General features: G+C 59.4%; 9 protein-coding genes. 1 reads left to right on the forward strand and 8 read right to left on the reverse strand.

Annotation, left to right across the window (positions count from 1 at the left end):
• A partial coding sequence (locus tag RLO07_RS03780; RefSeq protein ID WP_462290806.1) for an IS3 family transposase occupies positions 1 to 109 on the forward strand: 109 nt, incomplete at its 5' end.
• 276 nt (positions 110 to 385) lie between these two features.
• On the opposite strand, the gene RLO07_RS03785 is transcribed toward RLO07_RS03780, so the two are convergent.
• From RLO07_RS03785 to RLO07_RS03820, 8 genes are all read right to left on the reverse strand, one after another.
• Positions 386 to 2,290 carry a serine hydrolase domain-containing protein gene (locus RLO07_RS03785; RefSeq protein ID WP_462290798.1) on the reverse strand — a complete coding sequence of 635 codons (1,905 nt, stop codon included), beginning with the start codon at positions 2,288 to 2,290 and terminating at the stop codon, positions 386 to 388.
• 49 nt (positions 2,291 to 2,339) lie between these two features.
• On the reverse strand, positions 2,340 to 3,446 hold the full coding sequence (locus tag RLO07_RS03790; RefSeq protein ID WP_462290799.1) for a dipeptidase: 1,107 nt from the start codon (positions 3,444 to 3,446) through the stop codon (positions 2,340 to 2,342).
• A 151-nt stretch (positions 3,447 to 3,597) separates the two neighbouring features.
• Positions 3,598 to 4,575 carry a dipeptide epimerase gene (locus tag RLO07_RS03795; RefSeq protein ID WP_462290800.1) on the reverse strand — a complete coding sequence of 326 codons (978 nt, stop codon included), beginning with the start codon at positions 4,573 to 4,575 and terminating at the stop codon, positions 3,598 to 3,600.
• Complete coding sequence (locus tag RLO07_RS03800; protein ID WP_462290801.1) at positions 4,572 to 5,624, reverse strand: DUF1611 domain-containing protein; 1,053 nt, start codon at positions 5,622 to 5,624, stop codon at positions 4,572 to 4,574. The genes RLO07_RS03795 and RLO07_RS03800 overlap by 4 nt, the downstream gene beginning before the upstream one ends.
• Before the next feature lie 65 nt (positions 5,625 to 5,689).
• Positions 5,690 to 6,778: a hypothetical protein gene (locus RLO07_RS03805; RefSeq protein WP_462290802.1), complete on the reverse strand. Its 1,089-nt coding sequence runs from the start codon at positions 6,776 to 6,778 to the stop codon at positions 5,690 to 5,692.
• Positions 6,779 to 6,832: 54 nt separating this feature from the next.
• Positions 6,833 to 8,374: an amidohydrolase family protein gene (locus tag RLO07_RS03810; protein WP_462290803.1), complete on the reverse strand. Its 1,542-nt coding sequence runs from the start codon at positions 8,372 to 8,374 to the stop codon at positions 6,833 to 6,835.
• Between the two features lie 82 nt (positions 8,375 to 8,456).
• Entirely contained in the window at positions 8,457 to 10,571 is a 2,115-nt protein-coding gene (locus RLO07_RS03815; protein ID WP_462290804.1) for a TonB-dependent receptor, read from the reverse strand.
• 621 nt (positions 10,572 to 11,192) lie between these two features.
• Positions 11,193 to 11,435 carry a hypothetical protein gene (locus RLO07_RS03820; protein ID WP_462290805.1) on the reverse strand — a complete coding sequence of 81 codons (243 nt, stop codon included), beginning with the start codon at positions 11,433 to 11,435 and terminating at the stop codon, positions 11,193 to 11,195.
• Between the last annotated feature and the right edge of the window lie 443 nt (positions 11,436 to 11,878).

Raw genomic sequence — 11,878 nt, forward strand, 5'->3', positions numbered from 1 at the left:
GGACTATATCGCCATGTTCTATAACAGTCGGCGGCTGCACTCGGCCTTGGATTACAGGAGCCCCAATGATTTTAGGTCAGCTATGGCTGAGCTGAAGAAAGCAGCTTAACTGGGTTGTCACAAATCACTTGACCACTCCAACTCCGGCTGGAGCTTCGGGGGTTTGCATCGGTCCAAGACACTCAAGCGACCCCGCCCAGCCCCGCAATGTTTTCAGTTCGAGAGAACGGCCCTTCTAAAGCGACCACCTTATCCGTGGTCCCGGTCTCGCAGAACTTTGGACCTCCCGTGGTTCATGGGTATTTCCAGTCTATTCTATTGAACTTGAGTCGCAGCTGATGGGAGCGTGCGGTGCTCTATTAGCCACCGCACAGGGTTGTCTGCTTCAGCTGAAGTAATTGAAACCCCACAGATTCCAGTAATAGTAGAACCAGATCAGGAACAAGGCGGCCAACGTTACCGTACTGAAACGCATCTTGTACCACACATTCCCTGCGTCCAGGCGCCAAAGCTGTACCGTCAGATAGAGCTGCCAGAAACCGGCGAGCGTCGCCAGCAACGGGAATACCAGCGCAACCTTCAGCAGGGTGGGCAGCTCCCAGGTGAGAGCCTGTGTGCCCGCGCTGATCGCGATACCGGCCAAAAGAAAAAACAGCAGGTTGCTGACGGCCACCGCGACGGACGCGCGCCAGCGGGCTTTCGCATCGGCGACAGACTCCCGGTACAGTGACCACTGGTAGCACAGACGCAGGCAGACACCGATACACACCAGGAGAGCCAATCCCAGCAGAGGGAACACCACACCCTTGCTTTCGTACCAGGGCGCGCGGTACATCTGCATTACCCCAAATCCGTCGACAACAAAGCCAACAACAGCCCCCTTCTCGTCCTGCTGAAAGGCGATACGGCCGGTATCTTCCACCTCCCGAAACAGGTTCGGCTCCAGTTCGACAAACCGCTGATCGCCCACCAACAGAGTATTGTCGTCCATCGGCCTAACCGGCGTCCCGCCGATCATACGCATCAGTGCCTCGATCTTGGTAAAGCTGCTGCGGTAACTGTTGTAGGTACCTGCGTACTTGGCAGCACGCTCGGCAAAATCCGCCGGCGGCTCCACCACAGGCTGGGCCGGTGGGAAGAAGTTGTCGTAGAATGCCTCGACGAAGGCCCGATGGGTGGGCCCACCTCCGGGTCCGCTGAAAGAGGAGAACAGCATGAAGTCCTCGCTGTGCGACATGCCGAAATGCGACGCAAATACGGTCGTGCCGCCGTCGTGACCGAAGATCTCCAGGCCCTCGTAGCCGTAGGCGTACTGAATAAAACCCAGCCCCATGCCGTGAACCCGCGGATCGTGGCTGAAGCCCTCCTCCAGCATCTGCCTTAAAGTCTCGGCCCGCAGGATCCGTCGCCCCTCCCAGGCCCCGTCATTGAGCAGGGCACGGGCAAAGCGAGCCATGTCCAGCGCCGTCACCGCGGCGGCGCCAGCGGGTCCGAAGTTGGAGATGATCTCGTAATTCAGTTCGACGTACCTACCCGCCTCGCGCCGGTATGCTTTGGCCATGCCGGCTTCGAGTTCCACTGGCAGGGGTTCCACAAACGTGGAGCGCTCCATGCCCAGTACGTCGAAGATGTGCTTCTGCACATAGGCATTAAATTCCAGCCCGGAGACGTTGGCGACAATCAAGCCCGCGAGGGCGGTGGCCCAGTTGGAGTACGCGACATGTTCGCCCGGAGGATTGACCCGCTTTGGCTGATAGCGCTTCATGGACTCCGCCAGGGGCATGATACGCTCGACATCGTTGATGATCAGGTAGCCAAGGGCGCCATCCTCGAAGCCCGCTGTATGAGTGAGGATGTGACGCAGGGTCACCGGCTGGCCGGGCCAGCTATCCTCCACCTCAAAGCTCTCAAGATACTGGTTCACGTCGACATCAAGATTGAGGCGACCTTGCTCCACCAACTGCATTACCGCCACCCAGGTAAATAGCTTGGAGATCGACCCGGGCCGGAACAGGCTGGTGGCCGCGTCCACCGGAATGCGCCGCTCCACATCGATGTAGCCGTACCCCTTGGCGAACACCAGCTCGCCATCCTTCATCACGGCGACTACTCCCGATGGACTATGCTCTCGCTCCATTAGCGGCTTCACCGCCCCATTAACGAAAGCCTCCACCACGGCCGGGTCGGTGACATCCGGTACCGCCGCCTGCAAAGGTCCAGCGGCCAGCAGCACGGATGCCAGCAACAGCCCGATCCGGCGCCACAGGTTTGTCATTGTTATATCGCTCATGATCACTCGTCCTGATTGTCTCGTTGCAAAAATACGAACTCGCAGTCGTTCAGCCCTGCCAGATATCGCCTAACACACGACGAAAATTGCCGCCCAATACCAGCTCAATATGCTGGTCGGTATAACCACGGCGAAGCAAAGCTTCCACCAGATCGAAAGTGCGGCGGGGATGATCGAAATCATCCACATCGAGCTTTTCCCGGAAGGCATAGCTGGCCTTGTAGGCAGCCTTGAGTTTGCTGTAGGCGGGCTCGGGAATGTCGTCGTATCCATCCATATCCATGTCCGAGCCGATGCCGACATGTTCAATACCCACCAGCTTCGCGACATAATCGATATGATCGACCATATGCTCAATATTGGTGGGCTCGCGGTCGCGAACGAAGTTCCTGACGCCGGTAATACCCATCACGCTGCCTGCCCGACCCATTGCCTCAATAGCGGCGTCAGGCTTGCAGCGGACGTGACCACCGGCCAGGCTGCGGACGTTGGAGTGGGTAATCAGCACTGGCCTGGAAGAAACCTCAAAAGCATCCAGCGTGGTCCGGTCTCCGCAGTGAGATACGTCGACCGCCATGCCCAGCGCGTTCATGCGCTCCACGATCTGCACACCAAAGTCACTGAGACCTCCGTCGCTCCGATCGGTGGCACCGGTCCCTATCAGGTTGCGGCTGTTGTAGGTAAGCTGACTGACCCGCTGCCCCAGGTGATAATACAGGTCGACATCATCCAGCTCTCGAAAGTGATCGGAGTTTTGGACTCCGACGATAAAGCCCACCCGCTCGCCCTTCTTCAGTCCCTGGAGGTCGGCTATGGCGTCGACCCGGCGAAGTTGCTGCGGATGCTCCGCCACCAGTGCATTGATGCGTGCGATATACGGCGCCACCTCATCCGCAGCCAAACCCATCGCCGGGTGCAGAACATCAATGCCGGAGGCCAGCACGGTCTGCAGATAAGCGTCGCTTATGGCAAAGCCATCCTGCCGTTTGGGGTGGTCGGAAAAGGCCGCCAGCATCGCGGGCCCGAACGGGAAAGGAGTCGACAGCATGTCGAATACCTGGCAACTCTTCACCAGATCAATGGTGCGGCTGCTATAGCGCGTACCGCTGTCTGCAAAAACGCGGTAGGCGCCAATGTTTAGCATCGGCAGCGCCACTGCCGCCGCACCGGCGGCGCGCAGCAGTGAGCGCTTGCTGCAAACATGTTGCTGTGGTTGGGTCATTTCGCTAGTCCTCATTGTGAGTGCATTGCCTGGTCAACTACCGCAGACTGGTTAAGGCGGTGAGGTTACTATCATTGCGCTGGGTCTAGCCCCACAGTTCCGGCTCGGGGACTCCCACCACACCGCCATCACGATAGAGCAGGCCCTCCGGCAGATCCAGTACCAGCAACAGGGGTCCATCGATATCCACAAACTCGCAAAACTGCCCGATCACATACGCTGGTGCCATCGAGAGCGATGAGCCAGTCATGTTCCCCACCATTAGCGCCTTGCCATCGCGGCGAGCCAGCTCTGCCAGGCGCAGTCCCTGGGTCAGCCCCCCGCACTTGTCCAGCTTGATATTGATGACGTCGTAGTAGCGGGCCACCGCCTCGTATTCCGTTGGCCCGAGGCAGGATTCATCGGCCCCCAGTGGCACCGGAGACCGGAAACCCTCCAGCTGTTCATCCTGACCCCGAGGCAAGGGCTGCTCGATCATGGCGATTCCAAGCCGCGCGGCGACCGGGGCGTACTCTTTCAGCTCCGCCAGTGACCAGCCCTGGTTGACATCAACAATCAGGCTGGCATCGGGCCGCGCCGCGCGGATCGCTTCCAACCGGGCGATTGGGTCAGCTTCACTGAGCTTGATTTTGAGGTGGGTATAGCGTGCGTAGGCGCGTGCGGTGGCAGCCATCTCCTGCGCGCTGCCCATCCCGATCGTGCAAACCGTACGCAACTCCCTGGGCACGATTCCGAGTCGCTGCCAGATACTGACGCCGCTCTGTTTCGCTTCCAGGTCCCAGTGGGCGCAATCCAGCGCATTGAGCGCGCCGCCCGGGGGCAGCAACTCCTGCAGCGCTTCCCGGTCCAGCCCCGCGGCCAGCTGCGGGCCGACTGCTTCCAGCTGGGCTACGATAGAGTCTGCGCTGTCGTTGTTGTAGTACACCCCGACGCCCTCGCCACGGCCCACCGCGCCACCCTGCTCCAGACTGACGTGCACCGCCTCGGTATTGTAAAAGGTGTAGCCAGTGATGCTGAAGGGCGCTCGCAGCGGAAAACAGCGCCGGCGAGAGGTCAATTTCATATGAGGGCAACCTCGCCATCGGTTACAACCGTCTGCGGCGTCTGTAGCAGGCGTCCGACCAGGGGATCGGTGCCGCCCTGCAATGGATCGACACAGGGCAGACCAAGACGTTCGGACAATTCTTCCAGATACCCAGAGCGGTCGCCGGGCGGCAGGCGAGAGGTATTGATACTGACGCCCACACAACTGATCGCCGGATTGGTCAGGGAACCCAGCTCGACTGTACGTTCGATCACCTGCTCAATCGTCGGCAGCGCGAAGCCCTCCCATCCAATGAGGTGGTTGCGGCCTGCCTCGTGGCATACCACGAAGGCATCCGGCTGCGAACCCAGCAGCAGGCCCAGGCTGACAGCGCCAAAGCCTGGATGGAAGATACCGCCCTGACCCTCGATAACATCCCAGTGGTCCGCGCTGTTGTCCGGTGACAGCAACTCCGCCGCGCCGGACAGGAAATCCGACACTACGGCATCCATTGGCAGGCCGCCGCCGGCAATCATGATGCCGGTCTGGCCACTGGCACGAAAGTCGACATTGAGGCCGCGCCGACGCATATCCCTCGCCAGTGCCAAGGCGGTATACTTCTTGCCCACGGCGCAATCGGTGCCTACCATAAGCACCCGTCTACCTGTGCGCTTGCGGCCAGAGCCCACCGGTAACTCGGGGGGTGGCACCCGTACGTTCACCAGTCGCGCCCCGGATGTGGCGGCAGCCTGCTGCAGCCGCGGGACAGACGCCAGACTGCCGTGTAGCCCGGCAACAATATCCAGGCCCAGCAGCGCCGCCCGTTCCAGCGTGTCCAGCCATTCCGGAGATATACCGCCCCCCACCGATGCGGTACCGATCACCAGCGAACCGACGCCGTCGGCAGCCGCCTGCTCCACACTCATCTGCGGCAGGCCCAGATCAATACCGTCCGGTGTTAGATTCAGTTGCCCCGAACACAGCTCCCGTCGCCATTCCACCAACCCCGCGCCGGTCTTGGCGTAGGTTAAACAGGTTTCGTTACCCAGAAAAATCAGGTAGGGCGGCCTCAGTTCGATCGTGTTCATAACTCTCTTATCCGTTGACATTCAGGTTATAAGGGCGCCGTGAGCAGCGCCCGCAGCAGGTAAACTCACCGGCCCGCCATCCCGGCACGATGCACGCGCCAGAGGCCAACGGTCAGCAGCGGCGCCACCAGCACCAGCATAAAAACCATGGTCAGCAGGCCATAGCCGTGAGCGATCAGGTCGACAATACCGATCCGCTCTCCCGCAAACATGGCAAACAGCAGAATCGCCAGCGCCACGGCGGGACGCAGGACGCGCGGCAGTTGCCGGCCACGTGCGGCAAAGCCGGCGTCGATACGTTCGTTGACGGCGTGCAGCAGTGCCGTGCCGGTTTCGATAAAAGTACCAAATACAACAATCTGGAAAATCAGCTCCAGCCAGCCGACCTTGAGCTGGGCAATCAGATAGCTGGCCGGGACCGGTTGGTCTCCGATTTCCGGGTAGCGCGCCATCATCGCAACGAAGAACAGCAGCGCGGGAATCACTGCGATAATTCCGGCCAGCAACCCGGCGCCTACCGTCTGGCGCCGGGTCTTCAGGCCTGCCACAGCGAACAGTACCGCGGGCAGAATCGCAAGGTTGTAGCCGGAGTAGAGCACCCCGCTGGATACCCAGCCGGTGGCCGCGTGCGCCTCTAGAAAGCTGGCCGCGATATCCCCACCGAACAACTGGAATGCCAGCACGAACAGTGCCGCGTACACGAGGTACAGCAGCAGCGACCAGCCGGCCAGCACCCGCTTGATGGTCTCCGACCCGGTGAAAGTCAGCACTGCAATCAGCAGCATCAAGCTGATGGTGCCCCACAATGATGGAATGCCAAACCCGGTGGCCAGCGTACCGGCGGCGGAACCTATTACTGACAGTATCAACAATAACAGGGCCAGGAAGGCGAGCTCGAAGGCCACCCAGCCGGGCCCCAGTAATTCGCGGCAGAAATGCTTGTAGTCGTAGGCACCGGTGACCCGCGCAAATTCGAATCCCACCGCCAGCACCGAGCCGAATATCAGCCCGGCAACCAGCAGGCCCAGGACTCCGCCGAGCGGGCCGCTGGCGAAGAAGAATTCAATCAGCTCACGCCCCGTGGCGTAACCACCGCCGATGAGCACCGACTGGAAAACGAAGCCGGGCAGAAGATAATTGCGGAAAAAAGTCACCAGCGGCTCGCCTTGCAAGTTATCGCCATCTGGTGTGCCACGGGCACGCCTGGCTCAGCGCTGAGCATTGCGCACCGGCCGACCGGGCATGACCGCGGTATCAAGTTCACCATCCGCCACCAGAATAACCCCGTTGACCAGCACATAGTCAATGCCGCTGGAAGGTCGAGCAGGGGTGGCATAAGTAGCGTTATCGGTAATACGGCTCAGCTCAAACACTACGATATCAGCATCCGCCCCTGGCTGGATGCGGCCTTTTTGGCGCAGCTGGGGAGCCGAGTCTTGCAGTATCACGGCTGGGCCAAAACTGACCCGCTCAATCGCCTCGAGCAAGCTCAGGGACTGCTGTTCACCCACGTACTGGCGGAGGAATCGCGCAAAAGTGCCGGCCGAGCGCGGGTGGCTCCACGCAGCCTCTGGCAGCGGCCAGGTCGCCGCCGGCAACGGCTCGCCTGCCACGGTCCAGTCACCGCCGTCGGAGGCGATGACGCCCTGAGGAAACAGTACCGCCCTATCCAGCAATTGCTGATCCCTTGGGTTTGCGGTGTCCAGAAAATGCAGCACAGTCTGAGTCTCGGGGGCATCTCGCTGCAGACGCGCCAGCTCCCCTTCATCGAGCCGCTTACCGTTAACATCAAAGCTGCCGGCGGTGACCCCACCTACCCGCTCGCGCCAGTCAGGGCCCCGGAACATTGCAGCGCCGATACCGGTGGACCCGGCTCCATAGGGATATGCCTCGGTCGTCAAGCGAATGCCGCGCGCCCTGGCGCCGGCGATTATCGTGGAGATAACTCCGATATCGCGCAAACTGATGGAATTCAGATGCACAATATGGGCATGGGCGCCGGTGCTCGCCGCAACGGCAACAATTTCCTCAATACCCTCGAAGGAACTGTCCGGCTCCAGCATTGACAGGAACCGCGCGTGGGTAAAAGTGGGGACGCCGTTAAGGGCCGCAAGCTCCGTCATCCGGTAGTATTCCTTGCGTCCGGTGCCGGGGGCGTAGCCCAGCAGAAACCCGATACCCAGAGCGCCCTGGTCCAGGCCTTCCTGCACCAGGGTAGTCATCTGCTCGATCTGAGCCTCGGTGGCCAGCTGGGTTTGCCAGAGAGGGTTGGAAAACTGCTGCAGGAACCAGCTGATATCTGCCTGCGGCGATTTGTCCAGCATCACGGCAATACGGGCGTTGGCCCAGTTGACCGCAGCCCCGTAGTTGATGGGCCGTCCCTGGGCTGCACGCTGCGCATAGAAGTCCTCCACCGGCAGCGCACCGGCTTCCAGTTCCAGCGCAGTAGTGACACCATCCAGAGCCTGCATGCGAGCGGCGGGAATAGTCTGGCCGTGCGCGTGCAAATCGATAAAGCCGGGGCTGACTACCCTACCCTCGGCATCGATAACGGTGGTTGCCGTCATCGCTGCCTGCGTGACCGCCGCAATCCTGCCCCCCCGGACACCGACATTGCGAATCGCGTCGAGGCCGGTTTCGGGATCAATCACCCGACCGCCGAGAATCGCAATATCGTACTGTGGCGGTTGGGGCCGGGCGGCAGCGGAACCACAATTGAGCGCGAGAACTGCAATGACAGCAAGAATCATGCTGTTGTTCAGGGTGAAGCTCCGCCAACCGGATCCGGTAGCAGCGACGAGCCTCCCCGCCGCTGGCGCTTTCGCTCCCGTGCTAGAAATCCACACGGGCGTTCACTCCTATCGTACGCGGCCGGGTAAACCGGCCGTCAGAGACCACACCGGTGCCGGCTATAATGCTGTCGACCCGCGACACCAGCTCCTGCTCATCAAACAGATTTGTCACATACAGGCCAAGGGTCAAGCGGTCATTGCTGACACTGGCATCCAGATCGGTGACCAGGCGGCTGTCCACTTTCACCGGCAGTACCGCGACAGAGGCGCTGAAGGCGCTGACAAAATTGCCGGTGTAGCGGAGGCCACCACCCAGGTTACCCTGCCACCCAGCGAACACCGGGAAGCCATAATTCCACTGCAAGGAGGCGGTCCACTCCGGCAGAGTCGGAAATTGCTCGCCAGCCACACCGCCAAAACCGGGCTCGTCGGAGTCCAGTTCACTGCTGGTGTAGCTCAGATTGCCCACCAGGGTCAATGCATCAAGCGGTCTCAAGGTCAACTCACCTTCGAAACCATAGGCCCCGAGCCCGTCCTGGGCATTACCGCCGGTAGTGACTCCACTGAGAATCGTGCTTGCCTGGAATTCGGACCAGTCGATCAACCACAATGACAGGTCATAACTGAAAGTGCCGCGAGGGTTACTGCCCTTGGCACCAATCTCGTAACTCCAGGCGCTGTCAGCATCCAGTAGCGGCGCTGCAATGTTCTCGCCAGTGGCCGGGTCGAGGATCGGAATATTACTCTGTGCCGGCCGGTAGCCGCTGGCGATACGGCTGTACAGCGATACGTTCGTGCCGGGACGGTAACGAGCGGCAAACAGGTAGGTGTCTACAGTGTCCTCAATTTGCGGGGTAACCACGTCGGCGGTGCCCAACAGCAGGCCGCTGGTGGTATAGGACAGGGCAATACGGTTGCGACTGAGGCGCGCGCCTGCGGTAACATCGAATTTCTCGTTCAGCTCCCAGGTGATATTGCCGAAGCCTGCATACTCGCGGTAGTCAGCGGGAAAGGCGATATTCAGGAGATCAAATTCGGGAATGACTGGCGCCGACTGGGTGTTGAACGACTCTTCATCAGCGTAATAGAGGCCGGCGATCCACTGCAATGGCCCGCTGCCACTGGAAGTCAAACGGAATTCCTGGACAAACTTTTCAGAGCCCGCGACGACGGTAAAGCCCACATCGGTGGTCGTCCCCGGCTCGCGGCCATCGAAAAAATCGACCAGGGGGGCGAATGAGGCGGTGACATCCTGAGCCTCGGCGAGCTCATACTCCACATAGCTGCTGCTGGAAGTCAGCGTTGCCCAACCCAAATCATAGTTTATGCCGGCGGAAAATACCTCGTAGTCCAGCTGTCGTGGGCTAGGCTGCTGGGTGTTGCTGTAACTACTCCACACCGGCCGCTCGGAGCCATTCTCCAGCAGCACGCTGCTCAGGTACTCAGTCTCCGTATCCTGCTGCATGTACTTGAGGCGAAACTTGAGATTGTCCGTGGCCAGATACAGCAGATCCGCGGCAAAACCCTCGGTGATGCCGCCGTCCACGTCACTGTCCAGCACCGCGCCGGTAGCAGAATCTACATAATCGACATAACCCGCGGTATCCTGATAAAAACCGGATAGTGTAAGGCCCAAAGTGTTGTCGATCACCGGCACGCTCAAGCGACCGCTGTAGGTATGGCCCATGCCGCCGGACGCGGTCTCGGAGACATCGGCGCCGGCGCTGGCGCGCAGCTCCTGCAGCGCGGGATCCCGGGAGATATAGCGCATCATGCCGCCCACAGAAGTGGCGCCATAGAGAGTGCCCTGGGGGCCCTTGATCACCTCAATGCGATCGATATCCATCAGCAGTGCATCGAAAAATACCCTGCTGCCAAAGGCAAAATTGGTGTTGGTGGACAGCGGCGTGTCATCCAGGTAAACGCCGAATACGGGGGTAGCGGAGGACTGTGGCACGCCGCGGGCACTGATTGATCCCCGCCCTACTCCACCGTCACTGGTGAAGTTCACGCCGGGCGTGTAGTCAAGCATTTCGGCCACCCGCGTCAGGCCCCGGTGTTTCAGCGCATCGGGAGATATCACCGTCACTGCTGCAGGCACGTCCTGCAGGGACTGCTCGCGCCGGCCGGCGGTGACGAGAATTTCCTCAATCACAGTAGACGGCTCCTGGCCAGCGCCGCCTTGGGCAAATGGCACGCTCGGCAAGCTGGCGCCGATAACCATGCTGCATACTGAATATTTCCAGACTGTTTTTCTTATCATCTTTTGCCCCACGAAAGCTTTCACATCATTTGTTTTCAGCCCTGAGCATACCGCTCAAGGGTCATCGCCTGGAAATTATAGCTGTTTTATTATCATATACAACGTTTTTCACCAGCTTTATAAATTTTATCAACAGTTTAACGCTGTATTAAACGAAACTTTACTGTCTATACAGTTACTCTACCTCCGACCAGGCATCCGCAAATCTCACTCAGACCCAATGGAATTCCAGGACTTCCAAAGCGGCGAAGCTGCCCAGCCTACAGTCTGCGGATGGAAAGCATCATCAGCAGGGTTACGCTCGTCGCACCGCTCACAGCAATGAAAATCAAGCAGAATTCTGTTCTGCGGAAAATCTTGATGCCGTCGATCTGGACGCTCGCATTGATTACCCCAAGGTGGGGCACTACAAGCGGAAATCCGGGCAATGCAACTACTGTCCGACGAGCCTGTCGCCCCGCAGATGCTCAAGAAAAACAAAACGCTGAACCTTCTGGTGCATGAACAGGCGGGCTATCCCGAATGCTGGATAGAGCGCAGCAACTGGAAGATATGGCCATGCGGATATACTGGCTCTGTCTTGAGACTCACGGCTGCGCCCCCAATCCCGGAGACCAGCAGGCCACCACTTTCGTCTCTGATATGGCTCCCATAGTTACCACCATACTGAGCGGCAATCTTCGCAAGCTCAACAATTTCATCCCTGCTCTGGAACGTCACGGTCGGATAGATCAGGGCCGCCTTAATACCAAGCACGCCCATTCTCGCGGAGAGCCCAGCACGACTGGTCCATCATGTCGAACAGGCCAGGCGAGATATATTTACCCGTCGCATCGATTTCACCCGCACGAGCCACACTGAGACCAATTAACGCTAGTAACGCAGTATTCGCCGCAAAGAATTCGCCAAGCCGCATAGCGGAAAAGACTGCACTTTTCTCGAAGTTCTGGACGGGTGTCTTGTCTTCGCACCTGGCTTAAATTGATCGTCGCAAATCAGTTTAATAAATGCCGATGTCCGCACCGCCAATGATGAATATCCGGTATTGGTGCTGCACCCTAGCCCGAATATTTCATAAGTAGGGGTAGAAAAACGGCGGAAACTCCTTAAAAATCAGTGTGCGACCATTGATTCAAAAGAGACTTCCGCCGTGACAGAATGCTACCAGACTTCCCTCGAATTTCCATCCGTTAAACGTC

Source organism: Haliea sp. (assembly GCF_040221975.1).
Lineage (GTDB): Bacteria > Pseudomonadota > Gammaproteobacteria > Pseudomonadales > Halieaceae > Haliea.

Bases quoted from the DNA above. Each gene is read 5' to 3' on its own strand.
- RLO07_RS03785 (WP_462290798.1), bottom strand. From the start codon at position 2,290: ATGAGCGATATAACAATGACAAACCTGTGGCGCCGGATCGGGCTGTTG.
- RLO07_RS03795 (WP_462290800.1), bottom strand. From the start codon at position 4,575: ATGAAATTGACCTCTCGCCGGCGCTGTTTTCCGCTGCGAGCGCCCTTC.
- RLO07_RS03800 (WP_462290801.1), bottom strand. From the start codon at position 5,624: ATGAACACGATCGAACTGAGGCCGCCCTACCTGATTTTTCTGGGTAAC.
- RLO07_RS03810 (WP_462290803.1), bottom strand. From the start codon at position 8,374: ATGATTCTTGCTGTCATTGCAGTTCTCGCGCTCAATTGTGGTTCCGCT.